Origin of the sequence: Pseudoxanthomonas sp. z9 (assembly GCF_006542425.1) — a bacterium.
In the GTDB taxonomy this organism is placed as follows: Bacteria; Pseudomonadota; Gammaproteobacteria; order Xanthomonadales; family Xanthomonadaceae; genus Pseudoxanthomonas_A.
Window position 1 is genome coordinate 18,647 of sequence record NZ_VFID01000003.1, and the last position, 20,424, is coordinate 39,070.

Sequence of the window (20,424 nt, forward strand, 5' to 3'; positions counted from 1 at the left end):
GGAGACACGACCATGAAGCACCGGCCGCTGATCATCAGCTACATCCTCCTGATCTGGTTCGCGATCTCCTTCATCACCAACCTGATCGGGCCGCTGATGCCCATCGCCATCCAGGATTTCAAGCTGAGCCTGACCATGGCCGGCTTCATGCCGTTCTCCTTCTTCCTCGCCTACGGCCTGGTCTCGATTCCGGGCGGCATGCTGATCGAAGTCCGCGGTACCCGCTTCACCTTGTTCACGGCCTTCGCGCTGAACTTCGTCGGTGCGCTGGCCATCGCGCTGATCCCCGGCTATGTCTCGGTGGTGGCCGGCCTGTTCGTCATCGGCCTGGGCATGGCCCTGTTGCAGGTGGTCATCAATCCGCTGATGCGCACCGCCGGCGGCGAGCAGCACTTCGCGTTCTTCTCGGTGATGGCGCAGCTGGTGTTCGGGCTGGCGTCCTTCCTCAGTCCGCTGGTCTTCCGGCTCTATATGCAGCGCCCTGGCGTGGAAGGACAGCCGCTGGCCTGGCTGACGTTCTATTGGTACTTCAGCGCCGCCTTCGTGCTGCTGGCCCTGCTCAACCACAAGCTGCCGTTGCCGGCGGTGGAACTGAAGGAAGACGAGCGCGCCGGCAGCCGCGACGCCTACCGCAGCCTGCTGCGCCGTCGCGACGTGCGCCTGTTCTTCCTGGCCATCGTCGCCTATGTGGGCACCGAGCAGTCCATCGCCAACTGGATGTCGCAATTCCTGCACAGCTATCACGGCCTGTCGGCCACCGAACAGGGCGCCGTTGCGGTCAGCCGTTTCTGGGGATTGATGTCGCTGGGTTGCCTGGCCGGGCTGGGCCTGCTGAAACTGCTGGATTCGAAGCTGGTGCTGGCGATTTTCTCCCTCCTGGCCATCGCCTGCCTCGCACTCGCTCTTTTCGGTCCTGCAGCCGTCTCTCCACTGGCATTTCCCGCTGCGGGCTTTTTCTTGTCGGTGATGTTCTCGGTGATCTTCTCGCTGGGACTGAACTCGGTGCGCCAGCACCACGGCGCGTTCTCGGGAATCCTGTGCAGCGGTATCCTCGGCGGCGCCATCGTGCCGCTGCTGATCGGCGTCGTCGCCGATCACTGGGGTCTGCGCGCGGGCCTGTCGCTGGTCTTCATCCCGCTGCTCTACATCCTCAGCGTCAGTGCCTGGGCCAGGCCACTGGTGCGCAACCAGACCCTGTACTCCGCGAAAAACACCCCCGCTTCGCCCTGACCGGGCAACCACACCCGCCATTGCACGGGCCCGCCGGCCCGCGTCGCCGTACAACCAGGAGCCCATGATGAAGAAGCATCCCCGCCCTGTTCGACCGACCGGCATCGCCGCCGCGGTGGCAGCGGTATTGATCAGTTGTGCCGCCGCGCCGGTACTGGCCCAGTCCGCGCCCGCCGGCGAGGAGCCGCCGGCCGCGGGTGACGACGCCCCCACCACCCTGCAGACCGTGCGGGTGTCGGCCACCCGCCTGGAATCGGATCTGCTGAAGACGCCGGTGACGGTCACCGCGGTCACCCAGGAAGCGCTGACCCGCGAAGGCATCCGCGACGTGCGCGGCCTGTCCGGCAGCATGCCCAACCTGCAGATCGCCAACGGTCCGGACTCCGGCGTGCAGGTCAGCATCCGCGGCATCGGCGCCAACAACTTCACCGAGATCGGCGATCCGGCCGTGGGCCTGCACGTGGCCGGCCTGTACTCCCCGCGCCCGCAGGGCGCGCTGGCGCTGATGTTCGACGTGGACCAGGTCGAAGTGCTGCGCGGTCCGCAGGGCACCCTGTTCGGCCGCAACTCGACCGGCGGCAGCATCAACATCATTCCGGCCAAGCCGCGTTTCGATTCCAGCTTCGGCAGCACCGAGATCGAACTGGGCAGCTACAACCTGCGCCAGATCAACCTGATCCAGAACCTGGCGGTGAACGATCGCTTCGCCCTGCGCGTGGCCGCCACCAAGGTCGAACGCGACGGCTGGATCGACCAGCAGCAGGACTTCACCGACGTCAACATTCCCGAGCGGGGCTTCATCGCCGACGGCATCCCGGACGTGGACCAGCGCCGCAACGTCAAGGTCCCGCGCAGCAAGTACTACTACAACCGGGACGAATGGGCCGCCCGCATCGCCGCGCGTTTCGCCATCACCGACGACGTTGAGTGGCTGCTGGCCTATGAGAAATTCCAGAATTCCGGCGCGGGCCAGGTGGGCCTGAAGGACTGCAAGCAGGCCGCCGGTACCCGCTTCGCCTGCACCGGCGGCAAGTGGGACGTGAAGATCAACGTGCCCGGCCGGACCGACATGTCCATCGACACGGTGCGCTCGAACCTCAACTGGTATCTCAGCGATACCAACAGCATCGAGTACAGCGTGGCGTTCGCCAAGCAGAAGCGCTTCCAGATCTCCGATGACGATGGCGGCTACCACGAGATTCCCTCGCAGGTCACCGCGACCCTGCCGGTGCCGGCCGAAGGCGACTGGGGCGTCTGGCCGGTGCGCGACAACACCTCCATCACCCTGGATTCGGAATACAAGTCGTTCGTCCACGAACTGCAGTTCAAGCACCAGGGCGAGCGTCTGAAGCTGGTGTCCGGCCTGTTCTGGATGCACGAGAAGAACTCGATCGACTACGCCCAGGAAATGCTGGTCAACGCCCCGTTCGGTTATCCGATCAGCCAGTTCTATCACCAGCCCAACCGCCAGATCGACGCCAAGGCGATCTTCTCGCAGGCCGACTGGCGCTTCGCGCCCACCTGGACGGCGACCTTCGGCGCGCGTTTCAGTCGCGATTCCAAGACCGATCGCGGTGGCCAGGTGTATGGCGGCTGGGACAGCGAATCGACGGCCTACTACAACGGGCTGTACGACCCGGGCACGCCAGGCGAACCCGGTTTCCGTCCGCACAACGGCCGTGACCTGACCGAAGGCATGGGACCGTTCGCCGGCATCGGCGCCTATCACCTGTGGGGACCGCCGGCGGAGAACGCCCATTCCGATTCGTGGCGCAAGTTCACCTACCGCCTGGGCCTGACCAAGGATCTTTCGGACAACGAAATCCTGTTCACTTCACTGTCCACCGGCTACAAGGCGGGCGGTTTCGGCGACAAGGACGACGCCTGTGACGGCAAGGTCTGCGTGGACGGCCCCGCCGGCCCGCACTACACCTTCTTCCCCTACCGGCCGGAAACCGTCACCAATCTGGAAGTCGGCTACAAGGGCCTGCTGCTGGACAAGCGCCTGAGCCTGTCGGTCACCGCCTTCTACAGCCGCTACAAGGACATGCAGGTGACCGGCGACTTCTTCGCCGCCAAGGTGATTGTCAACGAGCCCTGTCCGGAATGGGATCCGACCTGCGACGTGGTCAAGAAATGGCAGACCGTCAACGTCGGTACCGTGAACATCCCGGGCGTGGAAGTGGAGTTCGACTACCTGCCCACGCCGCACACCCGCATTGGCGGCTTCTTCTCGTACATCAACAGCAAGATCAAGGACTATCCCAGCTTCAGCGATGAGTGGAACTGCGGCGTGCGCGAGGAGTTCGGCGCCGTGCCCTGTCCGGATCCCTACAATGGCCCCAATCCGGAATTCGCGGGCCGGCAGATCTACGACATCACCGGCCACCACCTGCCGATGACCCCGAAGTTCACCGCCGGCTTCAACGTGTCCCACACATTCAAGTTCGGCAATGGCTACGAGCTGGTGCCCTGGCTCAACTTCAAGTGGCAGGACAAGATGTACTTCACCCTGCGCAACCTGGACAACCCGCACATCTCGGACGGACAGGAGGCCTACGCGACGGTCGACGCCAGCCTGAGCCTGCAGTCGCCCTCGTTCTGGCGCGCCGAGCTGTACGTGCTCAACGCCACCGACAAGATGACCAAGAACTGGGCCGACGACGCCGGCGGCTTCATCCGCGCCTACTGGAATGATCCGCGCACGGTCGGCCTGCGCGTCCGTTTCGACTACTGAGGCCGTCGTTGCCGATGCTCCGGCATCGGCACGTGCCACTTCGAAAAACCGCCCGGAAGGGCGGTTTTTCTGTCTCGTGCCGCGCCAGTCAATGCGCCGCGATGTAGATGTCGCGCAACACGTCCCGTTCGAGCGAGAGTTCGTCCAGCCGGTTCTTGACGATGTCGCCCAGGCTGACGATGCCCACCAGCTCATCGTCGCTGATCACCGGCAGATGACGCCGGCGCGCATGGGTCATCATCGACATCGCCTGTTTCAGCGTGCTGTCGGGCGTGATGCTTTCGATGGCGGTTTCCACCAGCCGGCTCAGCGGCCGCTCGCCGGCCTGCGCGCCGTGTTCCGCCAGCGCGGCCACGACGTCCTGTTCGGACACGACGCCAACCGGCTGCGCCAGGCGGGTCACGACCAGCGCCGCGATCTTGTGGGCGGTCATCTTCCTGGCGGCGGCGCCGATGGTATCCCCGATATCGATGGTGACCACATCGCCGGGCTTGGACTTCAGAAGTTCACGAATTTTCATGGGGGTCTCTGGCTGTTCGGGCTGCACCCTGCTGGCGCGTTACCCGTGTTGTGTATCCGGACTCTATGACCTGCCCATCCGCCTCACTAGACGGCCCGAAGGGAATTCACCCTTCCACGGATGTGGGCAATGCGCGAATCCCTACACGCGGTGAGTGGTCCGGAACGCCATCCTGCGCCGGCGGCGCCACCGCAATCCAGACAGCCCTGCCTTTGCGGCAGGCGTCGGTTCAGTTTTCCGCATCGATGCTCCTTCCCGCGTCGCCCGCCGGCTCTCAGGCATGGATCTCGCCGCCGACCTCAATGCGGGGACTGCGGAACCCCATGGCGATCCATGCGTTCAACAACCGGGCGAAGAACGAGAACGACTGGCGCCTGAAATTGGGAACGTCGGCGGGCAGGAACGACGCATCCGCCAGGTCGCCGGTCATCGTGCGCATCTCCAGTGGCGGCAGCGTGGCGTCGGGCCACAGGGCCCCATAAAGGCTCAACCAATGCCCGCCCTTGAATTCGAGGAACACGGGCGTGTTGCAGCAGGCTGCGAGAACGCGCCGGGTACTGGCGTCGGACGACAGCCGAAAGGCCTTCAGGCTGTCCATGCCGGCGACAAAGCGGATGCGGTCTTTCCGGTAGAGAACGAACCGCGTCCCGCCCAACGGATCAAGCAGGGGCCGCGCGCAGGCCAACCGTTGCAGTCGCGCGCCGGCGGCACGGCAACTGTCGCAATGGCATTCGACGCTGGTGATGGGCTCTCCCCGGAGGATCAGCTTGAACTGCCCACAGGCGCAAGCGAGGCTCGTGGTCGGTGACATGTCGTTCCTTCAGTCGTGGATTCCATTCTTCGACGAACGGGGTGATCCGATTTCGACACGGTGATCGCGTTATGAAACACCCCAGAGCGCCCGCGCCTCCCCGGCGACCACCTCCGGCATCTCTTCCGGCCAGAACAGCCTGCCGCCTTCGACCCGCCGGACGCCGCGGCTGCCAGGCAGGACCTGGTCGAGCCAGTTCGCCCAGCGGACCGGGAACAGCGGGTCCGCCATGCCCCAGACCATGCGCGTCGGCGTGTCCAGGCGCCGGAGTTCCGGCTCGATTGCCAGCAAGGGATTGGGCTCGAGATCGGCGAGATAGCGGTTGAGTTGCAACTTGCGCAGCGGCGACGACACGAGCGGCTTGAAGTAGTACTCGATCGTTTCGTCGGTGACGTTCGCGGGCGTCATGTAGGCCGAACCGATGATGCCCTTGTCCGAACGGGCATAGACGCGGTCATCCAGGTGGCGCTGCATCTTCGGGTCATAGTTGCCGGCCCTGGCCGCGTTGATCGAATTCCGCATCTGCTCCGGCGGGCAGTTCTCGTGGACATCGCAGTTGGTCAGCAGCATCGTCCGGACCCGTTCCGGATGTTGCACGGCGAAGAGTTGCGCGATCGTTCCGCCGCTGTCGTTGGCAACGAGGTCGACGGACGAAACGTCGAGACGGTCGAGGAAGGCCACCAGCATGTCCGCCTGCGCCTGTGGGGAAAGATCCTGTTTCCCGGAAACCTCCGTATAGCCCAGTCCCATGAAGTCCGGCGCGATGCATCGTCGATGCGGCGCGAGGCGTTCGAGCGAACCGCGCCAATGGAGGCCGTTCAACGGAAGGCCGTGGAGAAAAAGGGCCGCCGGGCCGCTTCCGACTTCCACGTGGGCGATGCGTCCGAACGGCGTGTCGGCGAAACGGCGCAGCGCGGTAAACGCCGCCGCGTCCAGCGTCGTCCCTTCCCTGCCCGGCGCCATCCGGTACGCGCCGAGGGCGGCGGTACCCGCAATCGCCGCGCATGCCTGCAGAAAGCTCCGTCGTTTCATCGTGGTCCCCTGTCGCTCAAGGCGTCGCCGTTCGAGGTAAATCGTGGCGTGATCCGCGCGGGGGTCCCTGCGGGTCATCGCCGCGATGCATGTCGTGAAACCCGAGGGTTTGCATCCTCATCATCTCCGGCGCCCGCTGGCTCGACCACGCGAATGTGTGCCGGCAGACCAAGCCAGATTGATGGTCGAGCGCGTGTTGATTTCGGGAAGTCGTCCTGTGGCGCCCCAGTCTCGCGACAGCCGAAGGGCATCGCCTACTGCATCGGAGGCATGGGGAAACGGGGAATCCCGTCCCCGCCTGCACTGTCGTCCACTCGGTCTGCTGAAGGCTCTTCCCCGGCCCGACTCCTCGCCTCCAGGGGCCGTTTCCTGGCGCCGCCACCTCGGAAAAGCACTCGCCTGAAACGATCCAATTAGCCTGATTGATTGCAAATATGCGAACAAAACAAGCCAATCAAAAAATGAACAGGGATTAATGGGGCTTATTGGCCTTCCCTAGCAGCATCCGATGACAGGTCGTTGACATCTGAATTTATATCGATTCAAACTCGGCTCGCGCTGGTACCCATGCCGGCGCATCACGGGTGGGGGCACCTTGCAATGACTGTTGCATCTCGAACGGATGTACCGACCAACGATGTGCCACTTCTCACGGTGGGCGTCGGTCATGCCCCTGCCGGTTCGCTGCCGGAAACAGGAACCGAACACTCGCACTCGCCTCGGGCTCCCCGACGCGGTCACCGTCCCTCCTTCTCTCTCCAGGCCGCGGCACCGTTCGCCCCGACCCTCCGCGCGGCGCTCGACCCGCCGCTACGCAAAATCGGATTCGAGACGCTCGCCTTTTTATTTGGCGGCAATTTGGTAGCGCTACCTGACAGCAGCGAAGCCCGTGCGGGCTGCGTGAAACGAGCTGCGGATAGGGGTCAGGCCACCCAACGAAACGACGCCATTCGCCTCCCCCATCCGACCGGCGGGGCGCGAAAACGAACAAGGCATTGAAGAAAACGGAGGGGCCCATTCCACGCCGGGGATGGGCACGGAACCACCGCAAATCGGCAGCAGGCAACCACGCAGCAACCACCCATTTGATGAGGAAAGGTCATGAAATACCGCAAGTCCGCACTGTCGGCAGCCGTCATTGCCTGCATTGCCTTCAACGCCCAGGCACAGGAAGCCTCGGATCTGGACACCGTCACCGTCACCGGCTATCGCGTTTCGCTGGAAAAGAGCCAAGCGGTCAAGCGCTCGGCCAATTCGATCGTCGATGCGATCAGCGCCGAGGACATCGGCAAGTTCCCGGACACCAATGCCGCCGAATCGCTGTCGCACCTGCCCGGCATCACCGTTGATCGCCAGTTCGGCGAAGGCGAGAAAGTCAGCATCAACGGAACGGATCCGGCCCTCAACCGGGTACTGGTCAACGGCCAGACCATCGCCTCCGGTGATTGGGGCGGCAATCCCACCGACACCAGCGGCCGTACCTTCAACTACACCCTGCTCTCTCCGGAAATCATCGGCCTGATGGAGGTCTACAAGACACCCGAAGCACGCATCGACGAGGGCAGCATCGGTGGCACCGTGATCGTGCATACCCGCAGGCCGCTGGACCTGCCCAGGAACACGCTGCGCGGCACGGTCGGCTACAACTACAACGACCGTTCGGAAGACGGCAATCCGCGCGCCTCGCTGCTGTGGAGCTGGAAGAACGCCGCCGAGGATCTCGGCTTCCTGATTTCGGCGACCCACGACAAGCAGAGCATTTCCCGCGCCGGCCTCGAATACTGGGGCTACACGACCGGTCTGCCCGACACGGCCGTCATCAGCGGCGAAGGCGACCCCGCCGCTGCAAAGCTGCCGGTCGGCATCAGCAGTTCCTACTTCCAGCAGGATCGCGAGCGCGACGGCCTGCAGGCGGCGTTGCAGTGGAAACCCAACGAAAACAACGAGATCAACCTGACCGGTATCTACGTCAAGGGCAAGTACGACAACTTCAGCCAGGCGCGCTACATCTGTCCGGCGTGCAGCCTGGGCCAGATCACCAGCGCCACCATCGACAACGGTTACGTGGTCGCGGCCGAGGTCGGCGGCGACGCGTATGCGCAACATGATTTCAACCTGCGCAAGAGCGAGGTCGAAACGAAGAGCCTCAACCTGCGCCACGACTGGTCCGGCGAGAGTTGGGTATTCACCACCCAGGCCGGCGTGACCAGCGCCAAGGGCGGCAAGGATCCGGAATACCTGATGAAGACCCTGCTGCTCAGCGGAGGCTTCGATTTCGAGTACGACGCGCGGCATACCGTGGTGAACTACGACAACGACGCCGCGTCCAACTGGGGCCTGGCGCCTGGCCAGCAGTACGGCGGCCAGTACTACGAAACCAGCCGCGACAAGGAGCGCTACTTCCAGTTCGACGCAACCCATGACGTGGCCTGGGGTCCGATCAACCAGATCCAGGTCGGCTACAAGTACACCAACCACGACAACGGCGTGTCCTCGCGCGGCAACGCGGTGGACGTGGTGTCGGCGCTCAACCTGACTGAGATCCTGGGCGGCATGTCGCCGAGCGGGCTGTATGACGGCCTGGGCGCGGGTGGCGATCTCGCCTCGTGGCCGGTGGCCGATCTGGGCAAGGCCATCGCCTACTTCAACTCGCTGGCGCCGCGCGGCCCGTACACCTACAACTACGGTCCCTCGTTCGACGTCAAGGAGATCACCACCGCGCTGTACGCACAGGCGAATTTCGAATCCGGCAAGTGGCGCGGCAACCTGGGCGTGCGCTACGTGGATACCTCCGATAAGTCGCTGTACTGGGTCAGCAACGGCTCTGGCGGCTATGACCGGGCATTGGCCAACCGCAGCTTCTACAAGCCGCTGCCCAGTTTCAACCTGGCCTATGAACTGACCGACGACATGATCGCGCGGTTCTCCGCCGCCAAGGTGATGGCCCGTCCCCGCTACGGCCAGTTGGCCGGCACGCTGGACCTCAACGATCAGGATTTCACCGGCGGCGGCGGCAACGTCGACCTCGAACCCTACGAGGCCACCAACTACGATCTGGCGTTCGAGTGGTACTTTGCCCCCAGCAGCATGCTGGGCGCCGAGATTTTCCGCCGCGACATCAGCAACTACGTGGTGACCAACACTTTCGAGCAGCAACTGACCAATCCGATTTCCGGCGTGTCCGGCGTTTACTCCATCAGCCGACCGATCAACGTCGCCGACGCTTCCGCGACCGGCGTTTCGCTGATCTACCAGCAGGCGTTCGACAACGGGTTCGGCATCAACGCCAACTACACCTATACGGACACCGACACCAGCACGGACTTGTTCCTGCCGTACGTCTCGAAGAACGCCTATACGGTGACGCCGTACTTCGAGAAAGGCCCGTTCAGCGTGCGCGTCAACTACAGCTACCGCTCGGAGTACTACAACCAGGTGGGGCGCCAGAACGCGAGCGTGTTCGCCGACGCGTACAAGCAGCTGGATCTGATTGCCGGCTATCAGTTCAACGAGATGCTTGGCGTTACCTTCAGTGCGTCCAACCTGCTGGATGACACCTACTACTGGTACGACACGCAGAAGCGCACCCCGCTGGGCCTCTACAAGAGCGGGCGCAACTACCAGGTGGCCTTCACCTTCAAGTTCTGAGGCGGCCAAGGCACGCCATCGGTCCTCCCTCGATGGCGTGCCGTTCCGTGCGCGTGGCCGCCCCTACGGCCACGCGCTTTTTTCAGCACTGGGCTTTTTGCACTGCCGAACCTTCAGTACCCGGCACACGTTGTACATTGAGCCACGCTCCGGAGAACCCCAGCCCATGCCCGTGTTCCTTCGCCGCCACATCCTGCCGCAACTGATTCCAGCCGGGTGGGTGCTGGCGCTGGCATCGGCGATGACGCCAGTGCATGCGGACGAGGCCGAGCAGCGGGCGGCGGCGCTGGTGGCGAAGATGACGCGCGAGGAGAAAATCGCGCAGACGATGAATGCCGCTCCGGCGATTCCACGCCTGGGCGTACCGGCCTACGAGTGGTGGAACGAGGGCCTGCACGGCGTCGCCCGCAGCGGCCACGCGACCGTGTTTCCGCAGGCCATCGGGCTGGCGGCGACCTGGAATGTCGATCTGCTGGAACAGGTCGGTACGGTGACCTCGACCGAGGCCCGCGCCAAGTTCAACCTGGCCGGCGGGCCGGGCAGCGACCATCGGCGCTACGAAGGGCTGACCATCTGGTCGCCGAACATCAACATTTTCCGCGACCCACGCTGGGGACGCGGCATGGAAACCTACGGCGAGGATCCCTACCTCACCGGACAGCTGGCGGTCGGCTTCATCCGCGGCCTGCAGGGCGACGATCCCCGGCATCCGCGCACCATCGCCACGCCCAAGCATCTGGCCGTGCACAGTGGCCCCGAACCGGGGCGCCATGGCTTCGACGTGGATGTCTCCCCGCGCGATCTGGAAGCCACCTACCTGCCGGCATTCCGCGCCGCGCTGGTCGAAGGCGGCGCCGGCGCGGTGATGTGCGCCTACAACTCGCTGCACGGCACGCCGGCCTGCGCCGCCGACTGGCTGCTCGATGGCCGCCTGCGCAAGGACTGGGGATTCCGCGGTTTCGTGGTTTCGGACTGCGATTCGCTCTACGACATGCTGCACTTCCACTACTTCCGTCCCGACGAAGCCGGCGCCAGCGCCGCCGCCCTGAACGCCGGGCATGATCTCAATTGCGGCAACACCTATCGCGCCCTGGGCCAGGCGCTGGATCGCGGCGAGACCGACGAGGCGTCGCTGGACCGGTCGCTGGTGCGCCTGTTCGCCGCGCGCTATCGCCTGGGCGAACTGGAACGCCCGCGACGCGATCCGTATGCGCGACTAGGTGCGGCTGACATCGATGCGCCCGCCAGCCGCGAACTGGCACTCGAAGCCGCGCGGCAATCGCTGGTTTTGCTGAAGAACGATCACGCGACTCTGCCGCTGAAACCGGATGCCCGGCTGGCGGTCATCGGTCCGAATGCCGATGCGCTGGCCGCGCTGGAAGCCAACTATCAGGGCACGTCCACGGACCCGGTGACGCCGCTGCGTGGCCTGCGGGAACGCTTCGGCCAGGCCCGGGTGAGCTATGCGCAGGGTGCGCCGCTGGCGGCCGGCGTGCCGGTGATGATTCCCGAGACCGCCCTGCGCAGCGATGGCCAGGCCGGACTCAGGGGCGAGTACTTCGACAATCCGGATCTGGCCGGCGCCCCACGCGTGGTGCGCCGGGATCGCGTGGTCAGCTTCAACTGGGATCAGGTGGCGCCCGCCGCCGGAGTCGATCGGAATCGCTATTCGGTGCGCTGGACCGGTGAACTGCTGCCGCCCGGACCCGGCGAATACACCCTCGCGGTGCGCGTGGCGCGCTGCTTTGATTGCAGCGGGCACGATCCGGTGCGGTTGTACATCGACGACGAACTGGTGATTGCCGGCAACGCGCAAGACAAGCGCGTCGCCGCCGGCGTGCACAACGCCGATGGCCGCAATGTCGAAACGCGCCTGCATTTCACCGATACACGGCCCCGCCGCATTCGCCTGGAGATCGAGCATCACGGCCAGGATCAGGGCCTGCGGCTGGAATGGCTGGCTCCGGCCGACGCGCAGCTGGCCGAGGCCGCGCGCGTGGCGGGAAGGGCCGACGCGGTGGTCGCTTTCATCGGCCTGTCGCCGGACGTGGAAGGCGAGGAACTGAAGGTCGACGTGCTCGGCTTCGATGGCGGCGATCGCAACGCCATTGGCCCGCCGCCGGCGCAGCAGGCGCTGCTCGAACGCGTCAAGGCGGCCGGCAAGCCGCTGATCGTGGTGCTGATGAGCGGCAGCGCGGTGGCGCTGAACTGGGCGCAGCAACATGCCGACGCCATCCTTGCCGCGTGGTATCCCGGCCAGTCCGGCGGCACCGCCATTGCGCAGGCGCTGGCCGGCGATTTCAGCCCGGGCGGACGGCTGCCGGTGACGTTCTACCCGTCGACCCGGGATCTCCCTCCCTACGTCAGCTACGACATGAAGGGACGCACCTACCGCTACTTCGGCGGCACGCCGCTGTATCCGTTCGGCCACGGCCTGAGCTACACCACCTTCGCCTACGACGCGCCCCGCCTGTCGACGCCGACCTTGAAGGCCGGCGAGACGCTGCGGGTGAGCGCGCGGGTGCGGAACAGCGGCGGGCGCCGTGGCGAGGAGGTGGTGCAGATCTACCTGCAGCCTCCGCAAGGGCCGCAGTCGCCGATTCGCAGCCTGGTCGGATTCGCCCGCGTGGCGCTGGCGCCGGGCGAATCGCGCGAGGTGATGTTCGATCTGGACGCGCGCAGGCTCAGCGAGGTCGATCGCGCCGGCCAGCGTGCGGTCGAGGCCGGTGACTACCAGGTCTTCGTTGGCGGCGGCCAGCCCGGTACCGGTGCGCCCGGCGGGATGGCCGGCTTCTCCATCATTGGCCGCGCGCCATTGCCGCGCTGATCCGCTGGCTCGGACAGGCCCAAAAGAAACAAGGCAACGAGGAAACGGACGATGACGACACGACGTGGATTCCTGAAGGGCGCCGCCGCGCTTGGCCTGTCCGGCATCGGCGGCCACGCGATCGCCGCTTCGGCGCGTATCGGCATGCTCGCCCTGCCCGCCGACAGTCGCGCGCGAATGGATTTGAGCCGCCACGTCGATGTATTCATCGGCACCGGCGGCCACGGCCACACGTTTCCCGGCGCGACACTGCCCTTCGGCATGGTGCAGCTCGGCCCGGACACCTACAACACGACCTGGGACGGATGCAGCGGTTACCACGAGTCGCAGGATTCGATCATGGGTTTTTCGCACACCCATCTGTCCGGCACCGGCATCGGTGACATGCTCGACTTCCTGGTCGTGCCGCGCACCGGCGAGGTCCGGCTGCATCCGGGTCCGCCGGATGCGCCGGATGCGCCGGAAAGCGGCTACCGCTCGCGCTTCGACCGCGCCGACGAGGCCGCCTCGCCAGGCTATTACCGGGTAAGGCTGAAGGACACGGATATCCTCGCGGAACTGACCGCCACCGCGCGCACCGGCCTGCATCGCTATCGTTTTCCCGCAGGCAAGCCAGGCCACCTGCTGCTGGATCTATGCCACGGCTACCAGGACAACGCCGACACGCCCACCCGGACCAGCGAAGCGCAACTGCGCGTCGTCGACGAACGCACGCTGGTCGGTGGCCGTCGCGTCCATCAGTGGGCCAGGGGGCGCTATCTTTTCTTCGCGATGCGGCTGTCGCGCCCGTTCGCGCGCGCGCAGCTGTACGCCGACGACCAGCCGCTGGCCGAGGACGCGCGAAGCAGCGATGGCACCCGGCTGAAGGCCGCCCTGCACTACCCGGATGCCGGCGCCTCGCCGCTGCTGGTCAAGGTCGGCATCTCGGCGGTCAGCGCCGAAAACGCGCTGGCCAATCTCGATGCCGAGTTGCCGGACTTCGACTTCGCCCGCGTGCATGCCGAGGCGGTCGAGGCCTGGGAGCGGGAACTGGCGCGGGTGCGCATCGATACCGGTGACGACGGACAGCGGCGCATGTTCTATACCGGGCTGTACCACAGCCTGCTGGCACCGACACTGTTCAGCGATACGGACGGTCGCTACCGCGGCATGGATCTGAAGGTGCATACCCTGCCCGAGGGATACCACAACTACAGCACCTATTCGCTGTGGGATACCTATCGCGCGCTGCATCCGCTGCTGACCCTGGTGCAACCCGAACGCGTTCCCGATCTGGTGCAGGGACTGGTGCGCGGCGCGGCCGAATGTCCGGACGGCGTCGGCATCTGGCCGCTGCAGGGCGTGGAAACCGGCACGATGATCGGCTACCACTCGGCGGTGGTGCTGGCCGAGGCGCACGCCAAGGGTTTCGACGGCATCGACTACGCAGCGGCCTGGCCGCTGTTCCGCAAGCGCGCGATGGACGACGACGTCCATGGCCTGGCCTGGTATCGCCGGCTGGGCTACATTCCCAGCGACAAGGTCAGCGAGGCGGCCAGCCGGACCCTGGAATACGCCTACGACGACTGGGCCTGCGCGCATCTGGCACGCGCAGCCGGCGCCCTGGACGATCATCGGGCGCTGCTCGCGCGCTCGCGCAACTATCGCCATCTGTTCAACCCGGACAGCGGTTTCATCCAGCCCCGGCTGGAAGATGGCCGCTGGGCCGAGCCGTTCGACCCGCGCGCGCTTGGCCATTCGGAGCGCTGGCACGACTTCACCGAATCCAACGCCTGGCAGGCCACCTTCCTCAACCAGCACGACCTGTACGGCTACATGGAGGGCTTTGGCGGGCGTGACGGGTTCGTGCGCAAGCTGGACGAATTGTTCGGCACCAGTTCCGCTCTGCCGGCCGGCGCGCCGCCGGACATCGACGGCATGGTCGGCCAGTACGCGCATGGCAACGAGCCCAGCCATCACGTGGCCTATCTGTATGCCTATGCCGGGCAGCCTTGGAAGACCCAGGCCATGGTCCGCCGCCTGATGCGCGAGCAATATCGCGATGCCCGCGACGGCCTGTCCGGCAACGAGGACTGCGGGCAGATGAGCGCCTGGTTCGTGCTCAGCGCGCTGGGCTTCTATCCGGTCGATCCGGTCAGCGGCCACTATGTGTTCGGAAGCCCGCTGTTCGAACGTGCCGAGCTGGACGTCGGCAATGGTCGCCGCCTGCGCATCCTCGCCCCTGGCAACGATACGCGAAATATCTTCGTGCAACGGGTGCGCTGGAATGGCGAGCCGTATGCGCGCAACTGGATCAGCCACGCGGATCTGGCCGCGGGCGGCACGTTGGAGTTCGAAATGGGATCGAAGCCCAATCTTTCGTTTGGCTCCGGTCCGGAGGATTTGCCGCCCGGATTCGGTTGATCCGGCTGGGCCTGCCGGCACGGGATTGACGGGGCGTTCGCAAAGGCAAGCGGAGCGAGCTCCGCTCTACGGCGCATTCAGCACTGGCTGCGGGCCTCGCGGCGCGGTTTAATCGGCGGGTTACGACCCCGCAATGGAGAGGCTCCATGAAGTTGACTTGCAAGGCCTTCGGCTGCCGCGGGCTGGCGGCATTGGTGTTGTTGCTTCCCGCGGCTTTCGCCCAGGCGCAGACACCGGCGATCACGCCGGACATCACCGGCAAGGAATTCGTCGTGTCGAAGCAGGACTTCGACTACGACAAGCGCGTGGTGATGGTGCCGATGCGCGACGGGGTGAAGCTCTACACCGTCATCGTCGTGCCCAAGGGGGCGAAGAACGCCCCCATGTTGTTGACCCGCACGCCCTACGACGCGGCGGGCCGCGCCCAGCGCATGGAATCGCCGCGCATGATCGACATCCTGCCGCAGGGCGATGAAGTGTTCGTGCGCGCCGGCTACATCCGGGTGTTCCAGGATGTGCGCGGCAAGTACGGTTCACAGGGCGACTACGTGATGACCCGTCCGCTGCGCGGGCCGCTGAATCCGACCAAGGTCGATCACGCCACCGACGCCTGGGACACCATTGACTGGCTGGTCAAGCACGTGCCCGAGTCCAACGGACGCGTCGGCATGCTCGGCTCTTCCTATGAAGGCTTCACCGTGGTGATGGCGCTGACCGATCCGCATCCGGCGCTCAAGGTGGCGGCGCCGCAGAGCCCGATGATCGATGGCTGGATGGGCGACGACTGGCTCAACTACGGTGCGTTCCGGCAGGTCAATTTCGGCTACTTTACCGGCCAGCTGACCAAGCGCGGCAAGGGAACTTCGGTGCCCAGCGAAGGGCTGGACGACTACACCACCTTCCTGCGGGCCGGTTCGGCCGGCGACTATGCCCGGACCCATGGACTGGAACAGATTCCGTGGTGGCACAAGATGACCGAGCATCCCGCCTATGACGCGTTCTGGCAGGAGCAGGCACTGGATCGGAAGATGGCCAGCACACCACTGAAGGTCCCGACCATGTGGCTGCAGGGCCTGTGGGACCAGGAGGACATGTGGGGCGCCAACCACAGCTACCAGGCGATGGAAGGACGCGATACCGGCAACACCCTGAATTACCTGGTGATGGGACCGTGGCGGCATAGCCAGGTCAACTACGAGGCACGCAACCTGGGCGCGCTGAAGTTCGACGGCGATACCGCGTTGCAGTTCCGCCGCGACGTGCTCAAGCCGTTCTTCGATCAGTACCTGGTCGAAGGCGCGCCGAAGGCGGATACGCCGCCGGTGCTGGTCTACAACACCGGCGAGGATCGCTGGGACCGCCTGCCGAGCTGGCCGCGCAGCTGCGCCCAGGGATGTGGCTCCCCTGCCCGGCCGCTGTACCTGCGCGCGGGCGGCCAGCTCTCGTTCCAGCCGCCGGCGGCCGGCGAGAGCGGATTCGAGGAATACGTTTCCGATCCCGCCAAGCCGGTGCCGTTCGCGCCGCGCCCGGTGCGTTTCGGCGATCGCGACATGTGGACGACGTGGCTGGTCAAGGATCAGCGCTTCGTCGATGGCCGGCCGGACGTGCTGACCTTCATCACCGAACCGCTGACCGAACCGCTGCGCATCGCCGGCACGCCGTGGGTGAACCTGCAGGCGTCCACCAGTGGCAGCGACAGCGACTGGGTGGTCAAGCTGATCGACGTGTATCCCGAGCAGGTTGCCTCGGCGACCGAGATGGGCGGCTACCAGTTGCCGGTCTCGCTGGCGATCTTCCGCGGACGCTATCGCGAGAGCTTCGAGCATGCCAAGGCGATTCCCTCCGACCAGACCCTGCCCTATCGCTTCGCGCTGCCGGAGGCCAACCACGTGTTCCTGCCCGGACATCGGGTGATGGTGCAGGTGCAGTCGACCCTGTTCCCGCTGTACGACCGAAATCCGCAGACCTTCGTCCCGAACATCTACTTCGCCAAGCCGGAGGACTACCGCAAGGCGACGCAGCGCATCTGGCACACGCCGGAAGCAGCGAGCTCGATCGAGTTGCCGGTCTATTGAGTCCTGGCGAACGCGCGGCGGTGCGCTCGCGCCGCCGCGGCGTCCATCATCGACGCGCGCCGGGTCTACCGACCGGGCGACGCGCAGGCAAACGGATGGGGAGGACGCTCCGGACGCGCCTGAGACCTAGCGTTCGAGCGTCGCCAGATCTTCCAGGATCGGACAGTCCGGCCGATCGTCGCCGTGGCAACGCCGGGCCAGATCCAGCAGGGTCTGCTGCATGGCCTGCATTTCCCGGATCTTCCTGCCCAGTTCGTCCGCGTGTGCGCGTGCCAGTTCCTTGACCTCCGAACTGGCGCGCTCGCGGTTGTCCCACAGTCCCAGCAGCACCTCGATCTGCTTGATCGGAAAACCAAGCACGCGGGCGCGCTTGATGAAGCGCAGGCGGTGGAGGTCGTTGTCCGAGTAGATGCGGTAGCCGGCGAAGGTGCGTTCGGCCGGCGACAGCAGGCCGATGCTTTCATAGTGCCGGATCATCTTGGCGCTCACGCCGCTGATGGCCGCCGCTTCCCCGATGTTGTGCAGGCCCTGCCGGCGGGCGTCGGCCAGTTCGGGGCGTGGTGCCTGGGTTCGTCTGGACATTGCGGAATCTCCTAGGCGTCCAAGGTGGGTCGCCAACGGCGCAAAAGCAAGGTATTGGCGAGCACGCTCACCGAGGACAGTGCCATGGCCGCGCCGGCCAGCACCGGATTGAGCAGGCCCAGGGCCGCCAGCGGAATGCCGACGACGTTGTAGGCGAATGCCCAGAACAGGTTCTGGTGGATCTTGCGGGTGGTGCGGCGGGAAACGTCCATGGCCGCCGCGACCAGCCGCGGATCCGGGCGCATCAGGGTCACGCCCGCGGCGTGCATCGCCACGTCGGTGCCCGAGCCCATCGCCAGTCCCACCGATGCCGCCGCGAGCGCGGGCGCATCGTTGATGCCGTCGCCGACCATGGCCACGGTGCCGGCCTGCTGCAATTGCTGGATCACCTCGGCCTTGCCGTCGGGCAGCACGTTCGCGCGCACTTCGTCGATGCCCAGGGTCGCCGCCACCGCTCCGGCGGCGCCAGCGTTGTCACCGGAGATCATCACCGTGCGCAGCCCCATCGCATGCAGCCGCGCGATCGCGTCGGCCGCGCTTTCCCGGGGCTCGTCGCGGAATGCCAACAGGCCACGCAACCGGATCGTTCCGTCCCGCGCTTCCGCCAGCCAGGACACCGTATGCCCTGAATTGCCCAGTGAATCGGCCTGCACGGCCTGCGTGGAAACATCGACCTCCAGTTCACGCATCAGTTGCGCACTGCCCAGCCACAGCCGGCGTCCCTGCACCTCACCGGAAAGACCGCGCCCCGGCAGCGCCTGCACGTCGACCGCCGGCTGCGGCGCCGGGCCGGAGGCCGCGGCGGCCAGTACCGCCTTGGCGAGCGGGTGTTCGCTGCCGGCCTGCAGCGCGGCGGCCAGCGCGAGCAGATCCGAAGCGCTGCCCTCGGTGGGCAGTACTTCGGCCAGCAGCGGCCGACCCTGCGTCAGCGTGCCGGTCTTGTCGAACGCGACGATGGTGACCTTGCGGGCCATCTCCAGCGCCTCGGCGTCCTTGAACAGGATGCCCGCGCGCGCCGCCACGCCGGTGCCGGCCATGATCGCGGTGGGCGTGGCCAGGCCCAGCGCACAGGGACAGGCGATGACCAGGACGGCAACCGCGTTGAGGATGGCCTGGTTCCAGTCGCCGGTGAATACACCCCAGGCGATCAGGGTCAGCAGGGCGATGCCGATCACTACCGGAACGAACACCGCGCTCACCCGATCCACGATCCGCTGGATGGGCGCCTTGCGGGCCTGCGCGTCCTCGACCAGGCGGATGATGCGGGCCAGCGCGCTTTCCGCGCCCACCGCCACGGTGGTGATCGCGATGTTGCCTTCCCCGTTCACCGCGCCGCCGGTCACGCGATCGCCCGGGTTCTTGGCCACCGGCAGCGACTCGCCGGTGATCATCGACTCATCGGCATGGGTGCGGCCTTCGAGCAGTTCTCCGTCCACCGGAATCTGTTCGCCCGGACGCACGAGCACCACGTCGCCCACGCGAACCTGGTCGATGGGCAGTTCCACGTCGCCGTGGGCCTGGCGCACCCGCGCGGTGGCCGGACGCAATGCCTGCAAGGCGCGGATGGCCTCGGTGGTCTGGCGTTTGGCGCGTGCTTCCAGCCACTTGCCCATCAGGATCAGGGTGATGATGACGGCCGATGCCTCGAAGTACAGCGGTTGCGCGCCGTGCAACGAGGCGCCCGCAAGCAGGTGGTACACGCTCAGGCCGTAGCCGGCGCTGGTCCCCAGCGCGACCAGCAGATCCATGTTGCCGGTGCGCGCCTTCAATGCTTTCCAGCCGGCCTTGTAGAAGCGCGCGCCCAGCCAGAACTGCACCGGCGTCGCCAATGCGAACTGCCACCAGCCCGGCAGCATCCAGTGTTCGCCCCACAACAGGCCCAGCATCGGCAGCACCAGCGGAAGCGACAGCAGCGCGGCGAACCACAGGTGCCGGGCCTCGCGGGAAGCCGCGACCTGCGCGGCGTCCGTGCCCGGTCGCGCGGCGGCATGCGGCGTGGCGCCATAGCCGGCCGCCACCACCGCCGCCACCAGCTCGGCTTCCCCCACCTGGGAAGTGACCCGCACGCGCGCCAGCTCGGTGGCCAGATTGACGCTGGCTTCGACCACGCCCGGCACGGCGACCAGGGCGCGTTCGATGCGCGAGACGCAGGAGGCGCAGGTCATGCCCTGCAGCGCCAGCTCGATCTCGCGGGTGGCCATTTCATAGCCGGCGTCGCGCACGGCCGCGTCCAGCGCCTGCAACGGCAGCGGTCGCGCGGCGTGGACTTCGACGGTTTCGGTGGCCAGATTCACCGCCACTTCGGCGACGCCGGGGACGCCGCGCAGGCTGCGTTCGACGCGGCCGACACAGGACGCGCAGGTCATGCCGGATACGCCGAAGCGGAACCGGTCCTGGATGGCTGCGGCGGATTGGGACAGGGATGAGTTCATGACAGCGTCCATCGTGGGAGTGCCGGCACGATGCGGCTTCCCACGATGGGAAGGTCAACGCATCCAGCGTTCTCCGTCCGGTATTGACCTTCCCATGGGGGCAAGCCCGAACGTGTGCGAGCCGGCG

The 20,424-nt window shown here is 66.1% G+C and carries 11 protein-coding genes; 6 read left to right on the plus strand and 5 right to left on the minus strand.

Annotated features, from left to right (window positions below; all coding sequences use genetic code 11):
- The first annotated feature begins 12 nt into the window (after positions 1-12).
- Both FG323_RS02645 and FG323_RS02650 read left to right on the plus strand, forming a co-directional pair.
- A complete protein-coding gene (locus FG323_RS02645) occupies positions 13-1,230 on the plus strand; it encodes an MFS transporter (protein ID WP_141452899.1) in 1,218 nt (405 codons plus the stop codon).
- 67 nt (positions 1,231-1,297) lie between these two features.
- Positions 1,298-3,967, plus strand: coding sequence for a TonB-dependent receptor (locus FG323_RS02650; protein ID WP_181444069.1), 2,670 nt, complete (start codon positions 1,298-1,300; stop codon positions 3,965-3,967).
- An 88-nt stretch (positions 3,968-4,055) separates the two neighbouring features.
- On the opposite strand, the gene FG323_RS02655 is transcribed toward FG323_RS02650, so the two are convergent.
- The 3 genes from FG323_RS02655 to FG323_RS02665 form a co-directional block, all read right to left on the minus strand.
- Positions 4,056-4,487: a CBS domain-containing protein gene (locus FG323_RS02655; RefSeq protein WP_141452901.1), complete on the minus strand. Its 432-nt coding sequence runs from the start codon at positions 4,485-4,487 to the stop codon at positions 4,056-4,058.
- Positions 4,488-4,761: 274 nt separating this feature from the next.
- Positions 4,762-5,298 carry a DUF6151 family protein gene (locus FG323_RS02660; protein ID WP_141452902.1) on the minus strand — a complete coding sequence of 179 codons (537 nt, stop codon included), beginning with the start codon at positions 5,296-5,298 and terminating at the stop codon, positions 4,762-4,764.
- 69 nt (positions 5,299-5,367) lie between these two features.
- Entirely contained in the window at positions 5,368-6,330 is a 963-nt protein-coding gene (locus FG323_RS02665) for an alpha/beta hydrolase (RefSeq protein WP_141452903.1), read from the minus strand.
- Between the two features lie 1,101 nt (positions 6,331-7,431).
- Between FG323_RS02665 and FG323_RS02670 the strand changes: the two genes are divergently transcribed.
- The 4 genes from FG323_RS02670 to FG323_RS02685 all read left to right on the plus strand — a co-directional run bounded on the left by FG323_RS02670 (position 7,432) and on the right by FG323_RS02685 (position 17,283).
- Positions 7,432-9,978 carry a TonB-dependent receptor gene (locus FG323_RS02670; protein ID WP_141452904.1) on the plus strand — a complete coding sequence of 849 codons (2,547 nt, stop codon included), beginning with the start codon at positions 7,432-7,434 and terminating at the stop codon, positions 9,976-9,978.
- A gap of 241 nt (positions 9,979-10,219) precedes the next feature.
- On the plus strand, positions 10,220-12,805 hold the full coding sequence (locus tag FG323_RS02675) for a glycoside hydrolase family 3 C-terminal domain-containing protein (RefSeq protein WP_255470020.1): 2,586 nt from the start codon (positions 10,220-10,222) through the stop codon (positions 12,803-12,805).
- 51 nt (positions 12,806-12,856) lie between these two features.
- A complete protein-coding gene (locus tag FG323_RS02680; RefSeq protein ID WP_141452906.1) occupies positions 12,857-15,208 on the plus strand; it encodes a GH92 family glycosyl hydrolase in 2,352 nt (783 codons plus the stop codon).
- A 146-nt stretch (positions 15,209-15,354) separates the two neighbouring features.
- Entirely contained in the window at positions 15,355-17,283 is a 1,929-nt protein-coding gene (locus FG323_RS02685) for a CocE/NonD family hydrolase (RefSeq protein ID WP_141452907.1), read from the plus strand.
- Between the two features lie 126 nt (positions 17,284-17,409).
- On the opposite strand, the gene cueR is transcribed toward FG323_RS02685, so the two are convergent.
- Positions 17,410-17,865 (minus strand): Cu(I)-responsive transcriptional regulator, encoded by a 456-nt coding sequence (gene cueR / locus FG323_RS02690; protein WP_141452908.1) that lies wholly within the window; start codon positions 17,863-17,865, stop codon positions 17,410-17,412.
- 11 nt (positions 17,866-17,876) lie between these two features.
- Positions 17,877-20,297: a heavy metal translocating P-type ATPase gene (locus tag FG323_RS02695; protein ID WP_141452909.1), complete on the minus strand. Its 2,421-nt coding sequence runs from the start codon at positions 20,295-20,297 to the stop codon at positions 17,877-17,879.
- Positions 20,298-20,424 lie beyond the last annotated feature (127 nt).

Bases quoted from the DNA above. Each gene is read 5' to 3' on its own strand.
- FG323_RS02645 (WP_141452899.1), top strand. From the start codon at position 13: ATGAAGCACCGGCCGCTGATCATCAGCTACATCCTCCTGATCTGGTTC.
- FG323_RS02650 (WP_181444069.1), top strand. From the start codon at position 1,298: ATGAAGAAGCATCCCCGCCCTGTTCGACCGACCGGCATCGCCGCCGCG.
- FG323_RS02655 (WP_141452901.1), bottom strand. From the start codon at position 4,487: ATGAAAATTCGTGAACTTCTGAAGTCCAAGCCCGGCGATGTGGTCACC.
- FG323_RS02660 (WP_141452902.1), bottom strand. From the start codon at position 5,298: ATGTCACCGACCACGAGCCTCGCTTGCGCCTGTGGGCAGTTCAAGCTG.
- FG323_RS02665 (WP_141452903.1), bottom strand. From the start codon at position 6,330: ATGAAACGACGGAGCTTTCTGCAGGCATGCGCGGCGATTGCGGGTACC.
- FG323_RS02670 (WP_141452904.1), top strand. From the start codon at position 7,432: ATGAAATACCGCAAGTCCGCACTGTCGGCAGCCGTCATTGCCTGCATT.
- FG323_RS02675 (WP_255470020.1), top strand. From the start codon at position 10,220: ATGACGCCAGTGCATGCGGACGAGGCCGAGCAGCGGGCGGCGGCGCTG.
- FG323_RS02680 (WP_141452906.1), top strand. From the start codon at position 12,857: ATGACGACACGACGTGGATTCCTGAAGGGCGCCGCCGCGCTTGGCCTG.
- FG323_RS02685 (WP_141452907.1), top strand. From the start codon at position 15,355: ATGAAGTTGACTTGCAAGGCCTTCGGCTGCCGCGGGCTGGCGGCATTG.
- cueR (WP_141452908.1), bottom strand. From the start codon at position 17,865: ATGTCCAGACGAACCCAGGCACCACGCCCCGAACTGGCCGACGCCCGC.
- FG323_RS02695 (WP_141452909.1), bottom strand. From the start codon at position 20,297: ATGAACTCATCCCTGTCCCAATCCGCCGCAGCCATCCAGGACCGGTTC.